The following is a 26,154-nucleotide window of genomic DNA, read 5'->3' as shown; positions in this document are numbered from 1 at the left end:
CACTCCTTGGGTCACTCCCTGGTAGGCAAGCCGCGCAGCGTGTTCGCGCGCGCGGCATCGAGCGCCTGCTGCAGCACCGCCTGGTCGCCGATGTGGTTGGCCAGCAGCAGCACCAGCTTGGCGTTGAGCGCGTGGCTTTGCGCGGTCGTGAACTCGCGGTGCGCGTCGAGCAGCGCGGCGTAGAAGTCGTCGGGCGCTGCCAGGTTGGGCGCCGTCACGAGCGTGGCGTTTGCGTTCATGCGCTCATCTCCATCTCGGCGCGCGACGCGGCACCGCGCGCACGCGCGATCGCGGCCCGCACGAGCTCGGCGCCCGGCGCGCGCCAGCGCGCGCAGACATGCTGGTCGGGGCGCAGCAGGTAGGCCGTGCCTTCGCGCGCGTCGTAGCGCTGCGCGGCCAGACCGTCCAGATCGCTCACCGCGAGCACGTCGACATCGAGCGCCGCGGCCCACGAAGGCGCCGCGCCGAAGCACAGCAGCGTGAAGCGATCGCTGCGGCCGATCTGGCGCAGCAGCCAGCCTTCGCGGCCGTCGATGCGCACGGGCGCGTCGGCGGCCGGCGCGCCCGGGCGCATCGCGCCTTCGAAGACGTCGACGTCGGGCGTGTTGAGCGGCGAGTCGGCGAGCGTCGCGGGCGTCGACAGCCGGCCGCTGTTGACGATGCGCCGTGCGAACGCGTGCTCGCGCGCGAGGTCCAGCACCGCGTCGCGGAACAGGCGGCTGACCTCGCTCTTGGGCGTGATGAAGTCGGTCGAGCGCGTCGAGTTGAGGATGTTCTCGTCGGCCGCGGCCTCGCGCTCGCTGGCGTAGCTGTCGAGCAAGGCCTCCGGCGCCGCGCCGCGCAGCACCGCGGCAAGCTTCCAGCCGAGGTTGTCGGCGTCCTGGATGCCCGAGTTCGCGCCGCGCGCGCCGAACGGCGAGACCAGGTGCGCGGCGTCGCCCGCGAACAGCACGCGGCCGTGACGGAAGCGCTCCATGCGCGTGCACGAGAAGGTGTAGACGCTGGCCCATTCCAGCTCGAACGGCACGTCGCGCAGCGACGAGTTCGCGAGCATGGCTTTCACGCGCGGGACGATGTTCTCGGGCTTCTTCGCCTGCTCCGGGTCGGCGTCCCAGCCGAGCTGGAAGTCGATGCGCCAGACGTTGTCGGGCTGCATGTGCAGCAAGACGCTCTGGTTCGGATGGAACGGCGGGTCGAACCAGAACCAGCGCTCGGCCGGATGCTCGATGCGCATCTTCACGTCGGCGATCAGGAAGCGGTCGCGGAACACGCGGCCCTGGCTCTCCTGGCCGATCAGCTGGCGCACCGTCGAGCGCGAGCCATCGCAGGCGACGAGCCAGTCGGCGTGCAGCGCGTAGCGGCCCTCGGGCGTCTCGATCGTCAGCGCGACATGATCGGCACGCGCGTCGACGCCCACGACCTTGTGGCGCCAGCGCAGCTCGAGGTTCGCCAGCGCCTGCGCGCGCTCGACGAGATAGCCCTCGACGTAGTACTGCTGCAGGTTGATGAAGGCCGGCCGCTCGTGGCCGCCTTCGGGCAGCAGGTCGAAGCTGTAGACCTGCTCGTCGCGCAGGAACACGCGCCCGAGCTTCCACGACACGCCCTTGTCGACCATGCGGTCGCCGCAGCCGAGGCGGTCGAAGATCTCGAGCGTGCGCTTGGCGAAGCAGATCGCGCGCGAGCCGACCGACAGGCGGTCCTCGTTGTCGAGCAGCACGACCGGCACGCCGCGCTGCGCGAGGTCGATCGCCGCGGCCAGGCCCACCGGTCCGGCGCCGACGACGACCACCGGCCGCCGCGCGGGCTCGGCGGCGTCCTGGTCGGCGCTGCGGGCGTAGCCGAAGTGCACGTGCTGGAAGTCCATCGCCGCCACGATCAGCCTTCGAGCGTTTCCCACATCTGCCGGTCGCGCTCGGCCGTCCAGATGCGCGGGTCGGCGTACTGCGTCGCTTCGTCGTAGCAGCGCGTCACGTCGAACGGCATGCAGTGGTCGAAGATGACCCAGTGGCCGTACTTCGGCTTGAGCTTGGCGAAGGTCTCCTTGTAGACCGCGTTGAGGTCCTTGCCCGCGGCGACGCCGGCCTGCACGCTGGCCCACACGTCGGACACGAAGGCGCGCGTGCCGGCCAGGCCCTGCGCCACCTGCTCGGGCGTGGTCAGCGCGGCGCCGCGGCCGGGCACCAGCTTCTCGGGCTTGAGCGCGGCGATGTTGTCGAGCGTCTGGGGCCAGTCGCGGAAGTAGGCGTCGCCCGCATAGGGCGTGGCGTCGAACTCGACCAGATCGCCCGAGAACAGGATCTTCTGTTCGGGCAGCCAGGCCACGGTGTCGCCCTTGGTGTGGCCGCGGCCGAGCTGGATCAGCTGCACCTCGAGCTTGCCGAGCCAGATCGACATGCGCCCGCTGAAGGTGATGGTCGGCCAGGTCAGGCCCGGCGGCACCGACTCGACGGCCTGGAACAGGCGCGGAAAGCGCCCGATCTCGCTGGCCTTGTCCTGCTCGCCGCGCTCGACGATGAGGTCGTAGGTGTCGCGGCTGGCGATGATGTGCTCGGGCGCGTAGCCCGAGGCGCCGAGCACCCGCACCGCGTGATAGTGGCTCAGCACCACGTACTTGATCGGCTTGTCGGTCACCGTGCGGATGTGGCGGATCACGTCCTGCGCCATCACCGGCGTGGCCTGGGTGTCGATCACCATGACAGCGTCGTCGCCGACGATGACGCCGGTGTTCGGGTCGCCCTCGGCGGTGTAGGCATAGGCGTTGTCGGACAGCTTGGTGAAGCTGACCTTCTTTTCCTGCAGATCGGCCTGGGAGGCGAAGGCTTTGCTCATCGGTGGCTTCCTTGGGGCGGGCTTGACGGAGATCATCGATCCGACGAACGCGTTCGCCTATGTCGAATCAAGGCTTGATCTTAGTCATCTCATTCGCTAATGTCAGATGCATTCGTCTAAGTAAAAACCCGAACCATGTCTTCGCCCGATCCCGTGATGGCCGCCGAGCCTCCCGACGCCGAACCCGCCGAACCCGCCGAACCCGCCGAACCCGCCGAAGCTGCCGAGCGCGGCTCACGCGGCATCCAGAGCGTCGAAGTCGGCGGCCAGCTGCTATTGGCCCTGCTGCGCCTGGGCCGCGCGCTGCCGCTCAAGACGCTGGCGGCCGAAGCGGGCATGACGGCCGCCAAGGCCCACCCCTATCTCGTGAGCTTCGGCAAGCTGGGGCTGATCGCGCAGGACGAGGCAACCGGCCATTACGGCATCGGACCGCTCGCGCTGCAGCTGGGGCTGGTCGCACAGCAGCAGCTCGACCCGGTGCGAGTGGCCGGCGAGGCGCTGCCGGCGCTGGCCGCGGAGCTGGGCCACACGACCGCGCTGGCGGTCTGGGGCCCGCAGGGGCCGACGATGGTGCGCATCGAGACGCCGCCGACGCCGATCCATGTCGTGATGCGCCCGGGCACCGTGATGTCGCTGGCCGGCACGGCCTCCGGCCTCTTGTTCGCGGCGCACCGGCCGCGCGGTCAGGTGCGTGCGCTGTTCGATGCCGAGCGCGCGCGCGGCGCGCCGGGCGCGCGCATCGACTTCGCGCAGTTCGAGCGCCAGCTGGCCGAGGTGCGGCTGCAAGGCCTCGCCACGGTGGCCGACACGCTGGTGCCCGGCATCAACGCGATGGCCGCGCCGGTGTTCGATCCCTGGGGCGAGCTGGCGTTGTCGCTGACCGTCATCGGCCCCAGCGCGACGCTCGACATGGCGCCGCAGGGCGCGCCCGCCGAGCTGCTGCGAGCCGCCGCGCGAGCCGCTTCCCAGCGGCTCGGCTCACCGCGCCGATGATCAGTTCTCCAACCGCTTGCCGAGCCGATCGGTCAGGCGCTGCACGTTGGACATCGAGATCAGCTGCGCGTGCAGCAGGCCGAGCGCGCCGTTGCGCACCAGCTCCAGCGCAGCGGCGTCGGGCAGCGCGCGGATCTTGTCCTCGTCGACCACGTTGACCGCACCGGCGGTGAACTGGCGGCCGTCGGGCAGCGTCACGTCGATCTGCACCGGCTTGAGCAGCTCGAGCTCGACCAGGCGGCGGCACAGGCCGCGCGTGCGCTGGATATCGGCTTCGAACTGGTCGAGGAACTTGATGATCTCGTTCAGGCGCGGCGTGGCCTCGCCTTTCTCGTCGATCAGCAGATCGCCCTCGTCGCGGCCCAGGCTGGACGCGGCGTTGTCGATCATCACGCTCAGCTGGCCGTTGTCGGTGTTGGCATAGCCGAACGGCAGGCGGCGCACCGCGGCCGGCACGTAGCGCGCGTCCCAGCGGCCCTCGGGCGTGACGAAGAGGTTGTCCTGGTCGCGCAGCGCCAGCAGCACCACCGGCGAGAGCTCCGGGCGGCCCTTGTCGTCCTTGGCCTCGCTGGTCGGCACGAAGGCGATCACGTACTCCTTGGCCGCCTCGGCGAACTCGCCGATCGTGCACAGCACGGCATTGAGATGGCGCGCCACGCTCGCGTCGTCGGTGGGCTTGTAGCGAAGGCCGCGATGCGCCTCGCGGTTGAGCAGTGCCGGCTCCTTGTACAGCGCGGGCGGCGGCGTCGTGGCGGTCATGGGGAAGGTTCTCCTCGGTTCTCGGTAAGGGCGGGGTGACTCGGGCCCGCGCGGCCGTTCGTGGCGCGCCGCGCGTGGTCACCGACGGGATAGGCAAGCACCTTGTCGACGCGCTTGCCGTCGAGGTCGACGACCTCGAAGCGCCAGCCGCCGGCCTCGACCGAGTCGGTCGTGCGCGGCAGGCGGCCGAGCAGCAGCATGATCAGGCCGGCCAGCGTGTTGTAGCGGCCGCGGTCCTCGTCGGGCAGGTCCTTGAGCGCGAGCCGGTCCTTGAGTTCGGGCACCGGGATCAGGCCGTCGATCAGCCACGAGCCGTCGTCGCGGCGCACGGCCCACGCGTCGTCGTCGGTCGGTGTCGAGAACTCGCCGGTGATGGCCTCGAGCACGTCCTTGATGGTGATCACGCCCTGGACCTCGCCGTACTCGTCGACGACGAAGACCATCTGCGTGTCCGAGCCACGGAAGTGCTCCAGCAGCTCCATGCCGGTGAGCGTTTCGGGCACGAACACCGGTGGCTGCAGCTGCTCGACGATCGACAGCGCCTGGCCGCGCGCGACCTGCTGCAGCAGCTGCTGCGCGGCGACCACGCCCAGCACCTCGTCGAGCCCCCCGCGGCACACCGGGTAGCGCGAGTGGTCCTGCTCGGCGATGACCTTGAGCGCCTCTTCGACCGGCAGGCTGGCGTCGAGCCAGGTGATCTCGGCGCGCGGGATCATCATCGAGCCGATCTGGCGGTCGTCGAGGCGGAACACGTTGCGCACCATCTGGTGCTCGTGCGCCTCGATCACGCCGGCGTCGAGGCCCTCCTCGAGGCTGGCAGCGATCTCCTCTTGCGTCACCGCGCGCGAGGCGGTGTCGCGCAGGCCGAGCAGGCGCAAGATGGCCGAGGTGCTGCCCGACAGCAGCCGCACGAAGGGCCGCGCGGCAAAGCTCAGGCCCTGCATCGGCCGCGCGACGAGACGCGCGACGGCCTCCGGGTACATCTGCCCCAGCCGCTTGGGCACCAGCTCGCCGAAGATGATGGTCAGGAAGGTGATGATCACCACCACCAGCGCCAGCGAGCCGATGTCCGCCGCGCGCTCGGGCACCGAGAAGGTCGCCTTGAGCCAGGCCGCCAGCGGCTGCGAGAACGCTGCCTCGCCGACGATGCCGTTGAGGATGCCGATCGAGGTGATGCCGATCTGTACCGTCGAGAGGAACTGCGTGGGGTTCTCGCTGAGTTCCATTGCGGCGGCCGCGCCTGCGTCGCCGCCTTCGACCAGCACCTGCAAACGCGCCTTGCGGCTGGCCGCGAGCGCCATTTCGGACATGGCGAACACGCCGTTGAGCAGGATCAGGAACGCGAGTAGAAGGACGTCCATGCAAGGCGGGCCGGCGGTGTGCAGACCCATGGAACGGGCCCTCGCGCACGCGGCGCCGCGACGGGCCGCAGGAGGACGCGAAGGGTAGCAGAATCGACCGATGCACTACCTCCTCGGCGACCTCCAGGGCTGCTGCGACGCGCTCGATCGCCTGCTCGAACGAATCGACTTCTCCCCTTCGCGCGACCGCCTGTTCGCGCTCGGCGACCTCGTCAACCGCGGGCCCGCGTCGCTCGCCGTGCTGCAGCGGCTGGCCGGCCTCGGCGACAGCGCGACCTGCCTGCTCGGCAACCACGATCTGCACCTGCTCGCCGTCGCCTACGGCGTGCGCCGCGCGCACCGCAGCGACACGCTCGGGAGCATCCTCGACGCACCCGACCGCGAGTGCTGGATCGACTGGCTGCGCCACCAGCGCATGGCCGCCGAGTGCGACGGCTGGCTGCTGGTGCACGCCGGCGTGCCGCCGCAGTGGGACCGCGCGCTCACGCTCGAGCTGGCGGCCGAGCTCGAGCGCTGCCTGCGCAGCCCCGACCTGCACGGCTTCCTGACCGTCATGTACGGCAACGATCCCGCGCGCTGGGACAACGCGCTGCAAGGCCACGACCGCCTGCGCTTCGCGGTCAACGTGCTGACGCGCGTGCGCTTTTGCGCGCCCGACGGCACGATGGACTTCAAGGTCAAGGAAGGCGCGGGCGCGGCGCCCGCGGGCCTCATGCCGTGGTTCGATCTGCCGGGCCGGCGCACCGCGGGCGAGCCGATCGCCTTCGGCCACTGGTCGACGCTGGGCCTCGTGAACCGGCCCGACCTCCTGGCGCTCGACACCGGCTGCGTGTGGGGTGGCGCGCTCACGGCGGTGCGCGTCGACGGTGGGCGGCGCGAGGTGATCCAGGTCGAGTGCGAGCAGGCGCAGATGCCGGGCTGAGCGACCTCTAGAATTCACGCTCTTCGAGCATGCGAAGTCGCAGGAAGAGTGGCCGAGCGGTTTAAGGCACCGGTCTTGGTCAGCGCGAAGCGCTGCGCCGGAACTCATATCGCGAAGCGATGTGAGTGAAGGCAAAACCGGCGGCGGCAGAATGAGCAGCGATTGGAAGAGTGGCCGAGCGGTTTAAGGCACCGGTCTTGAAAACCGGCGAGGGTTCATCCCCTCCGTGGGTTCGAATCCCACCTCTTCCGCCAATCGAGCGCGACGCTCCACGTGAACGAATTCGCGCACCTGCGTTCGAGGGGAACCAGCGGCACCAGATTCGGGGATTTGTACGCTGGTGCCCGCAGCGCGCGAGGCATAAGCTTTCTTCACTCGCATGCGGTTTCGGACGTAGAGCGGCGGGGCCTTCAATGGCATCGGCTCGTGCGAGTGCCAATACGCAATCGGCGCCTTCGAGGCGCCGATTCACTTTCTAGGCCACGCAGGTTCGGTTCTTGCCCGTGCGCTTGGCCTCGTAGAGCGCCTCGTCGGCGCGCTCGAGCGACTGCTCGATGCGTTCGCCCTCGCGCCAGCGCGTGACCCCGGCCGAGAAGGTCACGAAGACCTTGGCGTCGCCGTCCATCATGAACAGCTCCGCGCTCAGCGTGCGCTGCAGGCGCACCAGCACCTGCTGCGCCTCGTCGATCGGCGTGTCGGGCAGCAGCACGACGAACTCCTCGCCGCCGTAGCGCGCCAGCGTGTCGCTCGGGCGCAGCGCCTGCGTGACGCGCTGCGAAAGGAACTGCAGCGCGGCGTCGCCGCTGGCGTGGCCGAGCCGGTCGTTGAGGCGCTTGAAGTTGTCGATGTCGAGCAGCGCGACGGCGAGCACCGCCTCGCGGCCATCGGCGGCGGCGCGGTCGATGCGCGCGCGCTCGTTGTCGAAGGCCTGCATCAGGCCACGCCGGTTGGCCACCTGCGTCAGCGGATCGGTCGAGACCTCGGCCGACAGGCGGCGCAGCTCGTCTTCGAGCGTGCGCACGCGGTCTTGCATCTCGCTCGCGCGCGCATGCTCTTCGGTGATGCGGGCCTGCGTGCGGCTGACGACCTCGTGCACCGCGCGGCTTTCGGCCACCATCTCGCGCACCGCGCCGGCCAGGCTCTCGAGCGTGTCGGCGCGCGCGATCGCGTCGGTGCAGCGGCCCATGTGCTCGGCATAGCGGCCGGTCTGCTCGCCCAGCGAGGCGATCTCTTGCAGCATCTGGCGGATCGAGTCCTTGAGCGCGTCGCGCACCTGCTGGCGCTCGCTGCGCAAGCGCGCCTGCTGCTCGCGCACGTCGCGCAGCAGTTCGCTCGCATGGCGCACGCCGCGCACCGTGAGGCCGTCGCCGATCTGGTGGCGCATCGCGACCGCCTGGCCCTCGGCCCAGGACGCGTCCTCGGCCAGCTCGGCCAGCCCGGCCGTGAGCTCGCCCGTCAGGCGGCCGAGCTGCTCGACGAGGTGATGGCGGTGCTGCAGCACGCGGCGTGCCTCGGCACAAGCCGCGGCGATCTCGTCGACGAGCGCCATGTCCGGTCCGGGCGGCACGATGCGCGCCTGCAGCGCGGCCAGCGTGTCGACGATCTCGCGACCGCGCGGCTCGGCACCCGGCAAGGCCGTCTGCACGGTGGCCGCGAACGCGTCGACGACGCGGGGCCAGCCGAGCAGCTCGTTGGCGTCGACGGCGCTCGGGCGCGGCTCGATCGCGGCCGCCAGCATGGCCAGCGGCACCGGCGCGGTCGGCGCGGCATCGGCGGGCACCGGCGCCTCGGCATCGAGTGCGGGAGCGTCGTCGGGCGCGCCGTCCCAGCTCGCAACGAGCTGCGAGAGGCGCTGGTGCAGGCGCCTGGCGTCGCTGCGGCTGCCGGTCAGCACGCGCTGCAGGCTGTCTTTCTTGCGCGCGGCGGTCCAGCCGCGGCCGCTGCGCTCGAGGCCGCGCAGCGCACGCTCGATGAGACGGGCCCAGGCCTCGCCGTCCGGCCCCGCGTCGGACGCGGCCGCCTCGGCGGCCGGCTGGCCCGATTCGGCGGCATAGGCGCGCGCATAGTTGTCGGGCGTGGGCTCGAGCCGCTGCAGCGCCAGGCGCCGCAGCGCCGCCTTGGCATGCTGTGCAGGCGAGCCGGTGTCGTCGAGCGGCGCCGGTTGCGTCGGCGCGTCCTTCATGGCCATGGCGACGAAACTCAGTTCGGCGGCAGCAGCCCCGTTCCGGCGCGCCCGCGCGCCGGCACCGCCTCGGTGGCCTCGGTCGCGCCCTCGACGCGGCCGATCCATGGCGCCTTGCGCGGCAGCACGGTCTCGCCGATCCACTGCTCGAGCTCCTCGGGCGGCAGCGGGCGGCTGAACAGGTAGCCTTGCATCGTGCTGCAGCCCAGGCGGTGCAGCACCTCCATCTGGCGCAGGTTCTCCACGCCTTCGGCGATCACGCGGATGCCCAGCGAGCGCGACAGCGCGATGATGGCCGTGACCACCGCCGAACTCTGCAGCGTGTTGCCGAGGTCGCGCACGAAGCTGCGGTCGACCTTGAGCTCGGAGATCGGCAGCGTGGTCAGGTAGGCCAGCGACGAATAGCCGGTGCCGAAGTCGTCGATCGATATCTCGACGCCGATCTCGTTGAGCCGGTGCAGCGACGGGATCACGTTCTGCAGGTCCTTCATCAGGCCCGTCTCGGTGATCTCGAGCTCGATCGAGCGCGGCGACAGGCCGTGCTGCGACACCGCCTGGTGGATGTGGGAGACGAGGTCGGTGCGCTCGAACAGCCGGCTGGGCAGGTTGACCGCGATCGAGGTCTCGATGCCCATGCGCTGCTGCCAGGCGCGGGCCTGGCGCGCGGCCTCGCCGATCGCCCATTCGCTCATCGGCACGATCAGGCCGGTCTCCTCGGCCAGCGGGATGAACTCGGCCGGCGGCACGAGCCGGTCGCCGCGCTTCCAGCGCATCAGCGCCTCGGCACCGACCATGCGCGAGGCGCGCACGTCGACCTTGGGCTGATAGTGCAGCACCAGCTCGCCGCGCTCGAGCGCCTTGTGCAGCGCACTCTCGAGCTCGAGCTTGGCGCGACCCTTGCCGGCCAGGTGCGGGCGGTAGAGCGTGGCCGCGTTGCGGCCGGCGTCCTTGGACGAATACATCGCCACGTCGGCGTTGCGCAGCACGTCGGCCACCGTGGCGCCGTCGCGCGGGAACAGCGCGATGCCGACGCTGGCGGTGACGAAGCACTCCTGCCCGCCGACGATGATCGGCTCGCGCATCAGCTCGAGGATGCGCAGCGCGACGCGCTCGGCGTCCTGCTCGCTGCCCACTTCGGGCAGCAGCGCGACGAACTCGTCGCCGCCGAGCCGACCCACGGCCTCCAGCGAGCGGTGCGAGCGCGTGCCCAGCGCGTCGATCGCGGTCTCGACGACCTGGTCGGAATGGCGCACGCACGAGCGCAGCCGGCGCGCCACTTCCATCAGCAGCTCGTCGCCGGCGCTGTGGCCGAGCGTGTCGTTGATGCCCTTGAAGCGGTCCAGATCGATCAGCAGCAGGCCGACCAGGTGGTCGTAGCGCTTGGCGTGCTCGACCGCGCGCTCGGCGCGCCAGATCAGCTGGCGGCGGTTGGGCAGGCCGGTCAGCGCGTCGAAGTTCGCCAGGTGGCGGATCTTGTCTTCGGCGATGCGGCGGTCGGTGACGTCCTGGACGATGCCGGTGTAGCCGCTGAGGTTGCCGTGCTCGTTGAACTCGGGCTCGGCCTCGACGTGGACGATGCGGCTGCGTCCGTCGGCCAGGGTCACCGGCAGGTCGCAGGCCAGCACGGTGCTGTGCCGCGCCGTCTCGCGCAGCAGCGACATGAAGGCGCGGCGGTCCTCGGCCGGGATCAGCCGCGCCAGCCGGTGCAGCGAGACCGGGTCGCCCAGCCCGAGGCCGAACACGCGCAGCGCCTCGATCGAGCAGACCAGCCGGCTGCGCTCGCGCCACCAGTCGAAGCTGCCCATGCGCGCGAGGTCTTGCGCGCGCGCGAGCTTTTGCTTGCTGCGCTCGAGCTCCTGGCGCGTGCGCGAGGCACGCAGCAGGTAGCGCAGGCGCCCGGCCAGCAGGCTCCACTGCGTGCTCTTGACGAAGAAGTCGGTTGCGCCGGCCTCGTAGGCGCGCGTGATCGAGGCGTCGTCGTCCAGGCCGGTGAGCATCAGCACCGGCACCGACTCGAAGCCCGGCAGCGTGCGCAGCTCGCGGCAGGTCGCGAAGCCGTCCAGGCCCGGCATCTGCGCATCGAGCACGATGACATCGGGCAGGAAGTCGGCCAGCCGCCGGATCGCCTGCTCGCCGCCGCCGGCCTCGGTGACGGCGAAGCCGCGCTCGCGCAGCGCGGCCGCGGTCACCAGCAGGTTGACCTCGTCATCGTCGACCAGCAGGACCTTGGGGCTGTCTTGCGGATCGTCGGCCACGCTGTCGGGATCGGCGCTGACGGACGGACGGGTGTTCGCCATGGATGGAAGCGGGATTGTTCGTTCTTGCCGGCGGATCAGGACGAACGCAGAACACCCAACGCTGCGCGCACCCTGTCGATCTCGGCTCGCAGGCCGTCGATGCGTTCGCCGAGGCCGTCAACGCGGCCCTGGCGGATCATGGCCTCGGTTTCGGCACAAAGCGACGATAGCTTGAGCGCGCCGATCGAGGCCGACGAAGATTTCAGCGTGTGCGCCACCATGCGCACCGATTCGGCGTCGAGCGATGCCTGCGCGTCCACCAGCTGCGGCACCAGGCGTGCCAGCGAGGATTCGAAGGCCGCGGCCACGCGCTCGAGCAGGTTGCTGCGACCGCCCGGGTCGAGTTCGCGCAGCTTGGCCAGCGCGTGCGGATCGAGGATGCCGTCCTCGGCCGGCGCGGCGGCAGGCGTGCCCGCGGGCGGGGGCGCGGCGGCGGCCATGGCGAGGACGCCCGGCTTGAGATGGTCGGACAGCATGGTGGCGAGCTGGCTTTGTCGGAATGGTTTGGGTAGATGATCGTCGAAGCCGAGGCCGAGGAAGCGCTCGCGGTCGCCTTCGATCGCGTTGGCGGTCACCGCGATGACCGGCACGTCGGGCCCGACCTGGAAAGCGTAGCGGCTGCTCTTGCCGCGCCGCAGCCAGCCGAGCGCCTCGATGCCGTCCATGCCGGGCATCTGGATGTCCATCAGCACCAGGTCGAAGCGCTCCTCCGTCAGCGCCTTGAGCCCCTGGGTGCCCGATGAAGCCATCCGCACGCGGCAGCCCAGTTGCCGCAGCATCTGGCCGATGACTTCCTGATTCACGGCGTTGTCTTCGACCACGAGGATGTTCGCCTCCAGCCGGGGCGTCAAGCCGTCAACAGGGCCTGGATCGGTGCTTTCTCTCAGGATCGCCGCCAGCGCCTGGCGCAGTTCGCCTTGGCGCACCGGCTTGGACAGGAAGCGCTGGAAGCCGGCCTCGCGCGCGCGCCAGGCCTCGTCGGGGCTGGCCACCGACGAGAGCATCACCATGCTCAGGTCGGCAAATCGTTCCTCGCTGCGCAGGCGGCGCGCCAGCGCGAAGCCGTCGCCGCCCGGCATGTTCATGTCCACCAGGGCCAGCCCGAGCGGGCGCCCGGCGTCGAAGGCCTCGCTCAGCCGTTCGTACGCCATCGCACCGTCGTTGGCGGTCTCGACCTTCAGGCCCCAGCGGCCCAGCTGCTCGGACAGCACCTCGCGGCTGGTGGCGTTGTCGTCGACCACCAGCACGCGCAGCGGCGGCAGCGGCGCGTCCTCGCCGCCGCCGGCAAACGGCTGGGCCTGGGCCGGGCGCACCGGCAGCACGACGCAGAACAGCGAGCCCATCCCGGGACGGCTTTCGACGCTGATCTCGCCGCCCATCAGCGTGACGAGCTGGCGCGAGATCGCCAGGCCCAGGCCGGTGCCGCCGTACTGGCGCGCGTTGCCGACGCTGGCCTGCGTGAACGCGGTGAACAGCCGCGGCAGCATCTCGGCCGGGATGCCGATGCCGGTGTCGCGCACGCCGATGCGCAGGCGCGCGTCGTCGGTCATCGAGATGTCGACCACCACTTCGCCGGACTCGGTGAACTTGATTGCGTTGGCGATCAGGTTGGTGAGCACCTGGCGCAGCCGCAGCGCGTCGGCGCGCACCGCCTGCGGCGTGCCTTCGGCCACGCGCAGGCCGAGCTCGAGGCGCTTCTCGTGCGCGCGCGGGGCGAGCAGCTCCAGCACGTCCTCGGCCAGCGTGCGCGGAGAAAAGTCGTCCTCGACCAGCTGCAGGCCGCCGGCCTCGATCTTCGAGAAGTCGAGAACGTCGTTGATGATGTCCAGCAGCACCTCGCCGCAACGGTAGGCCGCCTGCGCCCAGCGGCGCTGGCGCGCGTCGAGCGCGGTGCCCAGCAGCAGCTCGGTCATGCCCAGCACGCCGTTCATCGGCGTGCGGATCTCGTGGCTCATGCTGGCCATGAACTGGCTCTTGGCGCGGCTGGCCGCCTCGGCCTGCAGCGTCAGCGCCTGGGCCGACTCGATCGCGCGGCGCAGTTCCTGCGCGCCGGCCTCGAGCGCGGCGCGGTGGCGCTCGCCCTCGTCGCGCTGCTCGCGCAGGCGGCTTTGCATCTGGTTGAAGCTCGCCGCCAGTCGGCCGAGGTCGTCGTCGGACTGCACTGGCACCGGGGTGGACAAGTCCTCCGCGCCGACGCGCTGGGCGGCCGCGCGCAGCGCCGCGATCTGGCGGCTGATGCGCCGCGACAGGTAGACCGCCAGGCTCAGGCCGATCGCGCCGCTGAGCACGATCGCGCCGCTGAGCGTGAGCAGCAGCACGCCCTGGACCCAGCGGCTGGCCTCGCCGAGCGTGGCCGAGAACTCGTCGGCCAGCGGCTTGATGGTCTCGTGGGCCGCGTGGATCTCGCGCACGAGCTCCTCGGCCCGCTCGGGCGTCAGTGCCCCGGTCACGACCTGCGCATGCAGCACAGCGCCGAGCCCGCGCAGCCGCACGACGGTCTCGTCCGCCTCGGTCCACAGGTCGATCGCGCGCTCCATGTAGCTCAGGTGGCGAAAGTGCCGGAACATCCAGACCAGGGTGCCGATGTCGTTGGGATGGTTGCGCCCGGCCAGGAAGCCCTGGCGCGCGGCCTCGAGGTCGGGGTCGGGTCGGTCGAGCGCGAGGCGCGCCTCGCGGTCGCCCAGCGACACGGCGATCGCCTGCTCGAACTGGCGGTGGTCGGCCGGGTCGCGGCTGCGCGCGTAGCGCACCAGGTAGTGGACCGCGTCGCGGTTGCCCTTGGCCCAGTAGCCCTCGCCGGCGACATAGGCGCGCATGCCGGTGAGGATGGCGCCGCCGATCACCGCGACCGTCGCGACCAGCACCACCGAGGCGCCGAACAGCAGCGTCATCAGCGACAGCTTGTGGGCCACCGCGAGATCGTGCAGCGGGCGCAGCCATTGTCGGCGCGGTCTCGCTAGCGTCGCGGGGGCGGCAGACATGAACGGCAACGGTCAGGCACGGTGAGCGCGATGCTGCTCCTTCGCGGGCCGCTTCGCCTCAGCAATTTCGGCGATGTTTCGACCCGATTGAGGCCTCGTGCGACGGATTTCCCAGCGACGGTGCGCCCTCTTCACGCGCGCGCGCCGGCTGTTTCAGCGCGAAAGCCACACCCGCCTTCTTACAATCCCTCACATGCCTCGCGGCTTTCGCCTTTCTTGCGCGCCATGCGCCGGCCTGTCGCCGCGTCGACGTACGGTGCTGGCCGCGGTCGCGCTGCCGGCGCCCGTGCTCGCGCAAGCCACTTCCCCAGACCTTCCAACCGGCCCGATCGGCTGGTTGCTGCTGGGTGCCGGCCTGTGCCTGCTCGGGACCCTGCTCGTGCTGGCCTGGCAGCAGCATCGGCGCGGCGAGCGGGCTGCGCTGCGCGCCGAGCGCGCCCGTTCGCAGCGCCTGCTGTCGCTGATCGATGCCTGGGTCTGGCGCACCGACGCCCAGCACCGCCTGACGCTGGTGCGCGCACCCGACGGCGCGCCGTCCGGCGGGGGCTTGTCCGCTGCCGCGACCGGCCGCGAGTTCTGGTCCGCCTTCGATGGCGAGTCGGCGCAGACGCTGCGCGAGCGGCTGGTGTCGCAGGCGGCCTTCAACGATGTCGAGGTCTTGCTGCCCGGCGCCGACGGCGGCGCGCCTCGCTGGCGCCTGCGAGCCCTGCCCTGCACCGACGAGGATGGCCGCTTCGCCGGCCATGAGGGCACGGCGGTGCCGCTGGCGCCGGCCTGCGCGGCGGCCGAAGCGGCGCCGCCGCCTGCGGCCGACGCCGGCAGCGAGGCCGAGTCGTTCAGCTACACCGTCTCGCACGACCTGCGCGCGCCGATCCGCGTCGTGGAGGGCTTCACCAAGATCCTCAAGGAAGACTACGGCCGCGTGCTCGACCGCATCGGCAACGACCACCTCGACCGCATCCTCGGCGCCGCGGCGCGCATGAACACGATGATCGACGCGCTGCTCGCGCTGGCACGGCTGTCGACGCAGCCGCTGGCGCGCCAGCCGGTCAACCTGTCGCAGCTAGCGTCCTACGTGGTCGAGGACCTGCGCCGCCACGCGCCGGAGCGCCGCGTCGAGGTCTCGATCGCGCCCAACCTGCAGGCCACCGGCGACCCCACGCTGCTGCGCGTGGTGCTCGAGAACCTGCTCGGCAACGCCTGGAAGTACACCGGCACGCGCCAGCTCGCGCGCATCGAGTTCGGCGAGGTCGCGCTCGACGGCCGGCGCGCGTTTCGCGTCAGCGACAACGGCGCCGGCTTCGACATGCGCTACGCCGACCGCCTGTTCGGCGTGTTCCAGCGGCTGCACAGCGCGAGCGAGTTCGCCGGCACCGGCGTGGGCCTGGCCTCGGTGCGGCGCATCGTGCAGCGCCACGGCGGCGACATCTGGGCCGAGGCCGAACCGGACCGCGGCGCGCGCTTCTTCTTCACGCTGGGCTGAGCGCGGCCTGTGGCCGCACGGCGCGTCAGTCGTCGGGCGCCTTGGCGACGGTGTCGGCCTCGCTGGCCGGATCGATCGACCAGCAGCTGCAGGCGTCTTCGTCGAATCCCAGCAAAGTGACCGGCGAGCCGTTCCATGGCACGGGCCGGGTGAACGCCGATGCCAGCGCTTGGGCCGGCGCCCGCGCCGGTTTCCAGAACTCGACCGCACCCTTGCCGACCACGCAGGGCACGTACAGCCGCGCGGCGCCGAAGCTGTGCGCCAGCGCCTGCGCTTGCGCGACGAAACCGTCCAGCAGTGCCGCGCCGCTGATGGTTTGCGTGTCGCCGAGCGGCAGCAGGAACGGCGGGGCCGCATAGCAGGCGTCCATCGCCAGCACGCGCTGACCCGTCTTCGGGTCATGGCCGAACAGCAGCGCGCACACCGCCAGCAGCTCGCCGCCGGCACCGTGGGCCCCGACGAGCAGGAACGGGCCGGCCAGCCATTCGACCAGCGAGGGGCCGCCGCGACGCCAGGGCGAGAGTTCGCATCCCAGGGCCAGGCCGATGAACAGGTTGTCGAAGCGGTCCTTGGGCAGCAGCTCGAACCGGCAAAGGTCGAGCGCAGCGAGGCGATGGCCGAAGTCCGCCTGCGTCATCGCGGCCGACAGGCGCTGGTGGACCGACTGCAGCGTCTCGAGCAGCGCCGCCTCGGCGTCCTTGTCGAGCAGCTTGGGCGCGATGGCCAGCAGCGCGCTGCAGGCCTGCTCGACGTCGGCGACGAAGCCGAACGACACCGCGTCGACACGGCGCTGGACCACTCGCGCCAGGCCGTCGGCGTCCGGCGGCAACGGCGCAGACGGATGGGGATCCGCACTGGCCAGCACCTGCACCACGTCGATCGCGTGCGTGCCCGAGATCGCCGCCACCGGCGCCTGCGGCCCGAAGACCGCATGCAGCATGGCCGCGAGGTGGGCGCGCAGCACGAGGTCGAGCTCCTTGGCCTCGGGGGTCGACGCCTTCGCGTGGGCGGCCAGGGCGTGAAGCGCCGCACGCCAGGTGCCCCGCCATTCCGACAGCAAGGCGCCGAGCTCGGGCGAGGTCCACGTGGGCGACGCGTCGAGCGCGATGCCGGCCGGCAGCGTATCGCCGCAGAAGACGAGGTCGAAGTGATCGCACTTCGGCTCGCCGACGTGCTGGGCCGGCTTCGGATCGGCAGCGCGCAAGGCCGAACGCCAGCCGGCGACGGCATGGATGCCGGCGATCTTCAGCGAACCGTGCATCAGCCCGTTGAGGAGCATCTGCGCGTAGACCTCCTGGCGCTCGACCAGCCCCGGCACGATGGCCGCGACGAGTGCATCGAAGAAGCCGCTCGCGCGCCCGCGCAGCTGCGTCAGCGGCTCGAGGTGCAATGCGCACGGCGTGCCGGGATACGCCAGCGCCAGCGCGGCGGCCGTGAACTCCGAGGCGCGCGTGCGCAGCAAGGGCAGCAGCGACTGCAGCGGCGGGCGCTGCGGCGAATCCGTGGGCAAGCCGGCGATGCAGCGCAGCAGGCTCAGCTCCACCAGCTGCTGGGCCCAGGCCAGCGCGTCGGTCGCCGGCTTGGGCAGCGCGAGCACCTGCGGATCGTTCGGCGCCTCGTGGAAGGCCTGCAGGCACAGCTGGCCCAGCAAGCGGCTGTGCGGCAAGAGCGCGGCGAGGCCCTTGTTCGAGCGCAGGGCCGCCCTAAGGAGGCCGGCGCAGATCGTGCGCACGCAGTCGTCCTCGCACACGACGGTGCCCGGCTGCGCGTCGTCGACGGCCAGGTAGCGGTCGATCTCCTCGAACAGCTGGCGCGTGCGGCCTTCGCCCAGCACGTTCACCAGGACATCGAGCGCCTGTTCGATGCGCGGCACCGGCGTTGGCGCGATGCCGACGCGGGGAAAGAGCAGCCCGCGGATCATCATGATCAGCAAGTCGCTTTCGGCGAAGCCGAGGTAGCCGCCCGTGGTGCTGCTCGTCAGTGCCCGCTCCACGATCTGCCATACCACCTCGTCGCGCAGCGGCGACCGGCGCAGCAGCGCCGCGGCGAAGGCCAGATGCCCGAGCCGGCTGCGCGGACGGAAAGCCTTCAGGCCGGTCAGCCACGACGACTGCTGTTCGACGTCGATCAGCTGGCTGCCATGCGCCGCCACGATGGCATTCATGGCGCGCAGCAGCAGTCGGTCGTCGTTCACGCGGTCGAGCAGGTTGAACAGATACACCCACGTCATGCCGGCCCCGTAGCGCGTCTGGAGCAGCACTTCGCACAGCTCGGCCAGCGCCAGCGCCGGCACGACCTGCGGCGCGTCGATGAGGCGCAGGAACACTTCCAGGCGCCGCAGGCCGTTCGGCCCGAACTCGGACCTCGCCAGGCAGGCCGTGAATCCGTGGACGCCCATGAAGGCCGACATCGGCAGCTCGTCGCCCGTGTCGTACAGGAACTGCTGGCAGGCGAGCGGGCCCAGCCGCCCCTCCAGCAGGAAGATCACCGCCCGCCGGTCCTGGACCAGTTGCCGGGGCGTTCGCGCCAGCACGACGAGGAAGCGTCGAACCATGGGTGCCGTGACCACGGGTTTCGACGCGTCGGTGCCGAGCGCGCGCGCCAGGTGCTCGGCCGCATGGACCTGGCCGGCGTCGCGAAACGGCAAGGCCTCGATCGCGTCGGCGAAGTCCTTTTGTGTGGCCTGCTCCCCGCAATGCAGCAGGAACAGGCACTGGGCCGTGAGAATGGCGTCCTTGTCGAAGCCGCGGCCGACGACGAGCCAGCCGCGGATCTGCGCGACGGCGTTGCGAAACTGCTCCGTCGCGCGCAGCGCGGCGATCAGCAGCACGAACAGCTCGTCGGTGGCGGCCAGGCACAGGTTGCCGGCAAACCGCTTCATGACCGCATCGATCGTGGCGCCGGGCGGCAGCTTCTTTTGCTGGCAGATCTTGCGCAGGATCCACAGCAGCAGGTCGTCGGTGCCGCCCTTCGGCGGCCGCCGCGCCGCGAGCAGGGCCTGCCACAGCGTCGGCAAGGGCTGGTCGCTTTCGTACATGAGCGCCAGCAGCCTGTCGATCCGCCACTCGGTGGCGTTCGTCTGCAGGCAATCCGTGAGCTCCTTCTGCTGATCGGGGAGCTTGCTGCACCGGACGAGCTCCCGGTAGGCCGCTTTCTGCTGCTCGGCACTGGAGCGGCTGCTCCAGCACGCCGCAAGCAGCGCGGTGGTGCTCTTCATGCCGTGGTCCGCGCCCGTGCGGTTCAGTTCCACGAGGCACCTCCCGCGGCGGCAGGCGCGGCCGCCGGGCCGGCGGGACACGGCACGGTCGCAGCGCGAGCGCGGCGATGAAAGCTGAGCGAGGTGGCCATCGAACGGGTCCCCAAGAGTCGAACGCGCTGTCGACTCTAGGAACGCCGGCGCGGCGCCCACAGGTGCAACGAACCGGGTTCGCAGGGCTCGATTGCCGAGCCCCGGTGCGCTCAGATGGTCTTGGGCAGCGACAGCAGCTCGACCGCCTCGAGCACGCGCTCGGCCTCGGCGATCACCGTGCGGCCCTCGGCCTGGGCCAGCCGACGCAGACGCTCGAGCGCCTGATGGCGGTCGAGCGAGTGGCGGTGCATGAGCACGCCCAGCGCGATCGACACGGTCTGCGAGCGGGGATCCTCGTTGGCCGCCGGCAGGCGCGGCGCGACGGCCGCGATCTCGCCCGAGCGCACCTTGGCGAACGCGCGCTCGACCTCCGGCAGCAGCCGCTCCATGTCGAGCGGCTTGCCCAGGTGGGCCAGCGCGCCGAGGTCGCGCGCCTGCTGCGCGGTGGCCTCGTCGGTGAAGGCCGACAGGAACATGAAGGGCACGCCGCCCTGGTCGCGCAGGTAGGCGGCGACGTCGAAGCCGCTCTTGCCTTCCATGCGGATGTCCAGCAGCGCGAGGTCGGGCCGCTGCGCGCGCGCCTGGAGGATGGCATCGTCGCCGTTGTCGGTGTCGATGACCTCGTAGCCGGCCTGCCGCAGCCCATCGCTCAGCGTCACGAGCACGAGGCGGTCGTCATCGACCAGCAGGATTCTTCCCTTGGACGTGCTCACGCGGGCGGCCCCATCGAAGTGGGATGGCTGGAGGTGGCGTCAGGTCCGACGCTGAATCGCACGATTGTGCGCACTTCGACTCGGCAAGTCACCGGGCGCCGGGCGGGTTTTCGGCGGCTTCGTGCCTACGGCGCCACAGCAGCCGGATCGGCGGCAATGCGCGCCAGCGTCGGGGGCGCCAGGCGCAGCGAGGCGCACACCTGGTCGCCGTCTTGCCGCAGCGCCAGCGCCGCGCCGCGCCGCGGAATCAGCGCGCGCACCAGGCCCAGGGCAGTCGCGCCGGGGGCCACGCGCTCGAGCGCGAAGCCGTCCGGCAGGCGGCCGGGGTTGCGGATCTCGACGGCGGCATCGGCCTCGCCCAGGCGCACCGCGCAATGCACCGGCGCGCCGCCGCCGTGCCGCAGCGCGTTGCCGAACAGCTCGTTGAGCGACAGCGCCAGCGGGATCGCCTCGGCCTCGGGCAAGGCCCAGTCGGGGGCGGCGGCGCCGTCGGTGCTCACGCCGACCTCGACGCGCCGCTCGCCGCGCTGCACCGCGCGCGCGATCGCCTCGACCAGGCTGACCAGGCGCACCGGCCCGTGCTGCCCCACCTGCAGGCCGTAGACCTGGGCGATCGCCTGCACCTGCGCCACCGCGTCCTGCAGCACCGTGGCCACTTCGGGGCGACGCTGCGCGACCTGCTGCAGCAGACCGGCCACGCCTTGCAGGTTGTTCTTGATGCGGTGGTGCACCTCGCGCACCAGCGCCTCGCGCTGCGCCACGGCCGCGGCCAGGCGCGCCGCCTCGGCCTCGCGCTGCTCGGTCACGTCGGTGGCGACCATCAGCACCTCGTCGGGCGCGCGGCCCGGCTCGGACAGCGGCAGGAAGCGCGCATCCCACACGCGCGGCACGCCCTCGCCGCCCGGCGTGCGCGGCGCGAAGCGGTACTCGCGGCGCTGCACCTCGCCGCGCGCCAGCGTGTCGGCCAGGTCGGCCGCCACGCGCGCGCCCAGCGGCGCGTCGGCCATGAAATGCGCCGGCCGCTGGCCGACCACCTGCTCGGGCGCCAGCCCCATCGCGCCGGCGGCCACCGGGTTGATGCGCCGCACGCGGCCGCTGTGCGCGTCGAACAGGGTGATCGCCAGCGGCGCGAGGTCGATCATGCGCTGCAGCGTGGCCTGCGCCTGCGCGGTGCGCGCTTCGGCGCTGCGACGGCGATCGATGTCGAGCAGCGCATAGGTCAGCTGCGGCTGCAGCGCGCCGGCGTCGTCGGCGACGCCGGTGGCCACGGCATTGCCGACCACCCAGAATCGGCGGCCGTCACGCGCCTGCACGCGGCATTCGAACGAGGCCGTGCCCTGCTCCGCGCCTTCGGGTCGCTCGAGCAGCCGGGGCGCCGCGCGAAACGGATGGTCGACCTCGGACGTCGCCACCGTCTCGAGCGGCTGGTGGAAGAAGTCGGCCAGCGTGCCGCCGAACATGCGGCGCGCCGAGCGGTTCATCCACTCGATGCCGAGCGGGCCGACGGTGACGATGCCGACGAACACCGAGTCGAGGATCGCGCGCGTGAGCTCGGCCTGGCGCGCCATCGCCTGCTGCGCGCGCGCCTGTTCGCGCGCGAGGCGCTCGAGCTCGGCCTGCTGCAGCTTCAGGCGCGTGATGTCGGTCAGCACCGCGATCGTTTCCACATGGCCCGGCGCGGCGTCGATGCGGCGCGCCGAGACGCCGACCCAGCGCCGGCCGCCGTCGGGCAGCGCGTACTCGAACTCGGATTCGGTGACGCCGTCGCGGTCGAGCGCGCCGCGCGTCGCGTCGAGGCGCTCGAGCGCCACCGGCAGGCGCTCGAACAAGGCGTCGAGCGCGCGGCCGACGGCCTGGCCGGGCCGCAGCGCCAGCAGTTCCTCGAAGCGCCGGTTGCTGCGCACCAGCACGCCGTCGCGCACGTAGGCGATGCCGGCGCTGGAGGCCTCCATGATGCTGGTCAGCTCGCGCAGCAGCGCTTCCTGCGCCTCGCGGGCGCGCTCCTGCTCGGTGATGTCGAGCGTGATCACCGCGCTGCGCTGCTCGCCGTTCGCGCCGGTCTGCGGTTCGACGCGCGTGAGCAGCCAGCGCGTGCCGTGCTCGGGGTCGCGCACCGCGTAGCGCGCCTGCGCGCGCTCGCCGGCGCGCAGCGCGCGCTGCACGCGCTCGAACTCGGCCAGCGTCTCGGGCTCGACCACGTCGCGGCCGATCGCCGCCAGCGAGGTCGGCTCGCCGCCGTGCGAAGCGCCGCGCACGACGCTGCCGACCACCCAGCCCTGCGCGCCGTCCCAGGTTGCGAGGCCGGCGCCGGCGGCCTCGACCAGGGCGTCGAGCTGCGCGCGCGCAAGGTCGCGCTCATCGCCGACCGTGAGGTCGTCGATCGCCGCGAGGTAGCGGCGGCGCGCCGGCGCCGGTGCGCCGTCGTGGGCGGCGTCCTGGTTGTGCGCCGCGGCGCGGATGCGCGCATGGAGCCGGCGCGGCCGGCGCGCACCGTCGCCCGGCACCCAGCGGCTGCGCTCGAGCACGCCGCCGGCCGGCGCGAGCAGCGCCAGCGCCTGCGGTGAATCGAGCGCCAGCAGCTCGCGCAGCGCGGCCGGCGCATCACCCAGCCACTGCGGCGCGCGCCCGAGCAGGGCCTCGAGCGCCGGGTTGCTGCGCAGCACCAGGCCGCTGGCGTCGAAGGCCAGCAGGCCGACCGGACTGAGGTCGAACCACTGGTCCAGCTCGCGCGCGGAACGATCGACCTCGTCGCGCAGCGCGTGCTCGGCGGTGCAGTCCTGCAGCACCGTGAGGCCGAACGAGCGGCCCTCGTCGTCGGACACGCTGCGGCGCGCCGCGCGATACCAGCGCTCGCGCCCGGCCGCGTCGATCAGGCGGCGCTCGACCAGCGCCGGCACCTCGTCGCTGGCGTGCTCGCCGCGCAGCACCTCGCGCGCGGAGCGCCAGGCGGCGTGGTCCTCGCGCGGCGCCAGCGCGATCGGGTCGCGCCCGATCAGGCGTTCGCGCGGCACGCCGCAGAAGTCGACGAAGGCGTCGTTGACGTCGACGACGAGGAAGTGATCGTCTTGCAGGATGGCCGGGAACGGCGAGGCCCAGAACATGCGCCGCAGTTCCTGCAGCGGGTTGGTGCGCCCGGGCGGCAGCGCCGGCGGCAGCATCGTCCGGGGCGCGCGCGCTGCCGTGCGCATCGGCGGCAGGCGCAGGGCCCAGCGGTCGTCCGACAGCGGCAGCATCGCGGCGCTGCCGGCGCCGGGCGGCGGCGGCGTGTGCGCGCCGCGCAGCTGCGCCAGCGCCCAGGTCGTCAGCCCTTGCGGCAGCAGGTCGGCCAGCGAGACCAGCGGCTGGCCCGGCTCGGCGCTGGGCAGCGCGCGCAGCGCCGCCAGGTTGGCGAAGACGATGCGGCCGTCTGCGGCATCGACGACCAGCAGCGCATCGTTGAGCGCATCAAGGAAGCCATGCCACTGGGCCAGAGCGGAAGCGGCGGAACCGGTCATGGTGGGCGCCTCCCGCATCGCACGGGGGAGCTTCGTCTCAGTCGAGCTGCGCAGCGTGGCCCAGCGCCGTGAGCAGGGCTCGATTGATACCGGCAGGGTCCATGATCAGCGCGTCGCAGGCCTCGCGGATCGCGTCGAGCTCGTCACCCTCGACCGCGCGCACCAGGTCGCAGTAGGGCTGGTAGGGCCCGCGGTTGTCGGCCAGCGCCTGGTAGACGCGCTCGGGCACCGGGATCGACTGCAGCAGTTCCGAGAACGGCTGGCGGAAGATGCGATCGAGCAGCGAGAACACGCCGCAGATGAAGAGTTCGTTGCGCATCTCCTCGTCGCTCGAGCCGCGCACCAGTTCTTCCATCAGCATGCCGCGACGCACGGCCGCGAACATCACCGGCTTCATGTTGGCGTCCTTGCTGGCGGTGGCCAGCAGCAGCGCCAGCCAGCGCTTGAGGCGGTTGTAGCCCAGCAGCATGATCGCGTGGCGAAACGAGCTGATCTCCACCGACAGGCCGAAGGCCGGCGAGTTGATGTAGCGCATCAGCTTGAACGCCAGGGTCGGGTCGCGCCGCAGCGTCTGCTCGAGGCGGTCGATCGGCTCGGCCTGGTCGACGCGATGGATCAGCTCGACGATCACCTGCAGGTCCGGTGCAGCCTGCTTGCCGCCGCCCGACTGCGCCGCCGCGTTGGCGTAGGAGATCGCGTCGTCCATCGGCCAGCCCAGCACCGCCACGGCGCCGCGGCCGAAGCTGCTTTCCATCTCGACCAGCTTGCGCACGCCCGACTGGACGAAGCCGATCTTGCGCGGCATGCTGGCCGCGACCTCGGGCGACTCGTCGATGCGCCGGTCGTCGGCCAGGTCGACGATCGAGTACTTGAAGCACGGCAGCACGTCGCGCGGCAGCTCGCGCAGCGGCCGGCCCTTGATCAGCAAGGTGTTGCCGTTGTCGTGCAGCGCGCGGATCACCTCGGAGTGCTGCTCGTCGGCCGCCATGAAGGCCGGCACCTCGACGATCACATTGGTGGCCGGCTTGGCCTCGATCAGGTCGTGCAGCAAGGACTCGCTGAGCACGTTGAGCGACACCTGCGGCCCGCCCGCGGGCCACACCGTCGCGACCGCCGCGAGCAGCGCCGCGGCATCGAGCGGCTCGCCGGGGCGCAGCGGAAACACGGTCAGGCGCGTCGCGCTGACGGCCCGGTTGCGATCGACCATCGGCGCATAGCTGAGCGCGACCTGGCCGAAGATACTGCTGTCGTTCACGGAGTACTTCCTCGCCTTCCGGCTTGCCTGCCGGCTTGCCCGCCGGCGACTCGATTGTGGCTTGGGCGGCGCGTGGCTGCGCGGGGTCGATGCGTCAGCGCGTCAGTTGCGCACGTTTCCCCGACCATGGCGCCGATACCACCGCGTGGGGTCCGAGAGCTTGCGCGGATCCGGCTCTGCCGGTCCGCAGCAAGAGCTCGTCGCGAGACGCGCCGAGCGCTCGAGCCGTCCAAGCCGCCGCGGGGCGGCTTGGAGCCGCGGCTCTCGCCCCCCTCGGGGGGCAGCGAGCGCGAGCGAGCGTGGGGGCTACGAAATGAACTTGAACAGCGAGAGCTGCTGCACCATCGAGTACGACTGCAGCGCCGCCTCGTAACCCGACTGCTGCTGCTTGAACTGGGAGATGGCGTCGACCATGTCCAGGTCCTCGGCGTTCGAGCGCTCGGTCTTGGCGCCCAGCTTCAGCGCCGACAGGCGGTTCTCGACGCCGTCGATGCGGTTGAGCGTCTCGCCGGCCGCCGCGCGCACCTGCTGCAGCTGGCCCAGCGCGGCGTCGATGTCGCGCAGGCCGTTGTTGACCGCCTGCGAGACCTGGCCGTTGTTGAGCAGCGGCGTCTCGAGCGCCGCCGCGGTGCGGTCGAGCACCTCGAACACGTTCAGCGAGGCGGTCGAGGGCGCCAGCGCGAACTGGTCGCCGTTGGCCGGCGCGCCGGTCACGGCCACGGCCATGCCGTCGATCTCGATCGACTGGCCGCTCACGTAGGGCACGTTGGTCAGCGCGGTGGGGTTGCCGTTGCGCAGCACGGTGTAGGTCGTGGTGCCGCCGGTGACGGTGAAGTCGATGGTGTACGGATCGCCGGTCAACGCCGAGGGGTCCGAGACGCGGCCGGAGTCGATCCAGCCGCTGCCGTTTTGCGTCACCGCGCGGGTTTCGAACACGCCGTTGCCGGTGCGCCCGGCCAGCCAGGTCGCGGGCCCGTCGAGCGTGATCGGCAGCGACTCGCCCGAGGCCACGTTGGTCTGGCCGCCGGTGCCGCGGTACTGCACGCCGCTGGGCGTGTCGACGAACGGCGGGCTGCTGGCGCCCTGGCCGCCGAACAGGTAGCCGCCCGAGCCGTCGGTGCGGTTGGCGATCGCGAACAGTTGGTTGCGCATCTCGCGCAGCGACTGCGCCAGGTTCTTGCGCTCGGCATCGGTGTAGGTCGCGTTGCCGGCGTTGACCAGCGCCTCGCGCGCTTCTTGCAGCAGGTCGACACTGTCGCCCAGCGCCGATTCGCCGAGCGTCATCGCGTTGCGGCTTGCATCGACCGCGCGCTGGTTGGCGGTGACGCGCGCCTCCTGCGCCAGCGCGCGCTCGGCGCGCGCGGCGGCGGTGGGATCGTCGCTGGCGTTGTTGACGCGCTTGCCGCTGGTGAGCTGGATCTGGCTCTCGCTCATCTCCTGCTGGCGCTTTTGCAGGAAGGCGATCGCGGCGTCGTAGGTGTTGGCGGTGGCGATACGCATCGTCGAGTCCTATCGAAAGGCAGCGCCCGGCCGGCC

16 protein-coding genes and 1 tRNA gene are annotated in these 26,154 nt (G+C 71.7%); 4 read left to right on the top strand and 13 right to left on the bottom strand.

Annotated features, from left to right (window positions below):
- Nucleotides 1-11: 11 nt before the first annotated feature.
- The 3 genes from ACO2TI_RS15405 to ACO2TI_RS15395 are packed head-to-tail and all read right to left on the bottom strand — an operon-like array spanning nucleotide 12 to nucleotide 2,829.
- Entirely contained in the window at nucleotides 12-239 is a 228-nt protein-coding gene (locus ACO2TI_RS15405; protein ID WP_423285645.1) for a DUF2783 domain-containing protein, read from the bottom strand.
- Nucleotides 236-1,864: an FAD-dependent oxidoreductase gene (locus ACO2TI_RS15400; RefSeq protein ID WP_423285643.1), complete on the bottom strand. Its 1,629-nt coding sequence runs from the start codon at nucleotides 1,862-1,864 to the stop codon at nucleotides 236-238. The genes ACO2TI_RS15405 and ACO2TI_RS15400 overlap by 4 nt, the downstream gene beginning before the upstream one ends.
- An 11-nt stretch (nucleotides 1,865-1,875) precedes the next feature.
- Nucleotides 1,876-2,829 carry an MBL fold metallo-hydrolase gene (locus tag ACO2TI_RS15395; protein WP_423285642.1) on the bottom strand — a complete coding sequence of 318 codons (954 nt, stop codon included), beginning with the start codon at nucleotides 2,827-2,829 and terminating at the stop codon, nucleotides 1,876-1,878.
- A 156-nt stretch (nucleotides 2,830-2,985) separates the two neighbouring features.
- On the opposite strand from ACO2TI_RS15395, the gene ACO2TI_RS15390 reads away from it, so the two are divergent.
- Nucleotides 2,986-3,822 (top strand): IclR family transcriptional regulator, encoded by an 837-nt coding sequence (locus tag ACO2TI_RS15390; protein WP_423285640.1) that lies wholly within the window; start codon nucleotides 2,986-2,988, stop codon nucleotides 3,820-3,822.
- Here ACO2TI_RS15390 and ACO2TI_RS15385 read toward each other — a convergent pair whose 3' ends face one another.
- On the bottom strand, nucleotides 3,823-4,581 hold the full coding sequence (locus ACO2TI_RS15385; RefSeq protein WP_423285638.1) for a SapC family protein: 759 nt from the start codon (nucleotides 4,579-4,581) through the stop codon (nucleotides 3,823-3,825).
- The gene (locus ACO2TI_RS15380; protein ID WP_423285637.1) at nucleotides 4,578-5,942 is read right to left on the bottom strand and encodes a hemolysin family protein; all 1,365 of its coding nucleotides are present in this window, start codon (nucleotides 5,940-5,942) and stop codon (nucleotides 4,578-4,580) included. Before ACO2TI_RS15380 ends, ACO2TI_RS15385 begins: the two co-directional genes overlap by 4 nt.
- Nucleotides 5,943-6,042: 100 nt before the next feature.
- On the opposite strand from ACO2TI_RS15380, the gene ACO2TI_RS15375 reads away from it, so the two are divergent.
- Together ACO2TI_RS15375 and ACO2TI_RS15370 are read left to right on the top strand one after the other, a co-directional pair.
- The gene (locus ACO2TI_RS15375) at nucleotides 6,043-6,864 is read left to right on the top strand and encodes a symmetrical bis(5'-nucleosyl)-tetraphosphatase (protein WP_423285635.1); all 822 of its coding nucleotides are present in this window, start codon (nucleotides 6,043-6,045) and stop codon (nucleotides 6,862-6,864) included.
- A gap of 164 nt (nucleotides 6,865-7,028) precedes the next feature.
- Nucleotides 7,029-7,118, top strand: a tRNA-Ser gene (locus tag ACO2TI_RS15370).
- Between the two features lie 221 nt (nucleotides 7,119-7,339).
- Here ACO2TI_RS15370 and ACO2TI_RS15365 read toward each other — a convergent pair.
- Genes ACO2TI_RS15365 through ACO2TI_RS15355 form a run of 3 tightly spaced genes read right to left on the bottom strand, consistent with a single transcriptional unit; the run spans nucleotide 7,340 to nucleotide 14,255 of the window.
- On the bottom strand, nucleotides 7,340-9,052 hold the full coding sequence (locus tag ACO2TI_RS15365) for a diguanylate cyclase domain-containing protein (protein ID WP_423285633.1): 1,713 nt from the start codon (nucleotides 9,050-9,052) through the stop codon (nucleotides 7,340-7,342).
- Nucleotides 9,053-9,063: 11 nt separating this feature from the next.
- The gene (locus ACO2TI_RS15360) at nucleotides 9,064-11,343 is read right to left on the bottom strand and encodes a putative bifunctional diguanylate cyclase/phosphodiesterase (RefSeq protein WP_423285631.1); all 2,280 of its coding nucleotides are present in this window, start codon (nucleotides 11,341-11,343) and stop codon (nucleotides 9,064-9,066) included.
- A gap of 35 nt (nucleotides 11,344-11,378) precedes the next feature.
- Entirely contained in the window at nucleotides 11,379-14,255 is a 2,877-nt protein-coding gene (locus ACO2TI_RS15355) for a response regulator (protein ID WP_423285629.1), read from the bottom strand.
- Nucleotides 14,256-14,517: 262 nt separating this feature from the next.
- On the opposite strand from ACO2TI_RS15355, the gene ACO2TI_RS15350 reads away from it, so the two are divergent.
- The gene (locus ACO2TI_RS15350; RefSeq protein ID WP_423285627.1) at nucleotides 14,518-15,807 is read left to right on the top strand and encodes a sensor histidine kinase; all 1,290 of its coding nucleotides are present in this window, start codon (nucleotides 14,518-14,520) and stop codon (nucleotides 15,805-15,807) included.
- Between the two features lie 25 nt (nucleotides 15,808-15,832).
- Here the strand turns inward: ACO2TI_RS15350 and ACO2TI_RS15345 are convergent, their stop codons facing one another.
- The 5 genes from ACO2TI_RS15345 to flgL form a co-directional block, all read right to left on the bottom strand.
- Complete coding sequence (locus tag ACO2TI_RS15345; protein ID WP_423285625.1) at nucleotides 15,833-19,057, bottom strand: hypothetical protein; 3,225 nt, start codon at nucleotides 19,055-19,057, stop codon at nucleotides 15,833-15,835.
- A gap of 209 nt (nucleotides 19,058-19,266) precedes the next feature.
- Nucleotides 19,267-19,869: an ANTAR domain-containing response regulator gene (locus tag ACO2TI_RS15340; protein ID WP_423285623.1), complete on the bottom strand. Its 603-nt coding sequence runs from the start codon at nucleotides 19,867-19,869 to the stop codon at nucleotides 19,267-19,269.
- Nucleotides 19,870-19,994: 125 nt separating this feature from the next.
- Nucleotides 19,995-23,363: a PAS domain-containing sensor histidine kinase gene (locus ACO2TI_RS15335; RefSeq protein ID WP_423285621.1), complete on the bottom strand. Its 3,369-nt coding sequence runs from the start codon at nucleotides 23,361-23,363 to the stop codon at nucleotides 19,995-19,997.
- Between the two features lie 37 nt (nucleotides 23,364-23,400).
- Nucleotides 23,401-24,618 carry an EAL and HDOD domain-containing protein gene (locus ACO2TI_RS15330; protein WP_423285620.1) on the bottom strand — a complete coding sequence of 406 codons (1,218 nt, stop codon included), beginning with the start codon at nucleotides 24,616-24,618 and terminating at the stop codon, nucleotides 23,401-23,403.
- Nucleotides 24,619-24,924: 306 nt separating this feature from the next.
- Nucleotides 24,925-26,118 (bottom strand): flagellar hook-associated protein FlgL, encoded by a 1,194-nt coding sequence (gene flgL, locus ACO2TI_RS15325; RefSeq protein WP_423285619.1) that lies wholly within the window; start codon nucleotides 26,116-26,118, stop codon nucleotides 24,925-24,927.
- Nucleotides 26,119-26,154: the final 36 nt, after the last annotated feature.

This window comes from Caldimonas sp. KR1-144, from assembly GCF_049446155.1.
Lineage (GTDB): Bacteria > Pseudomonadota > Gammaproteobacteria > Burkholderiales > Burkholderiaceae_C > Rivibacter.
This window is presented reverse-complemented; position numbering and strand designations above follow the sequence as displayed.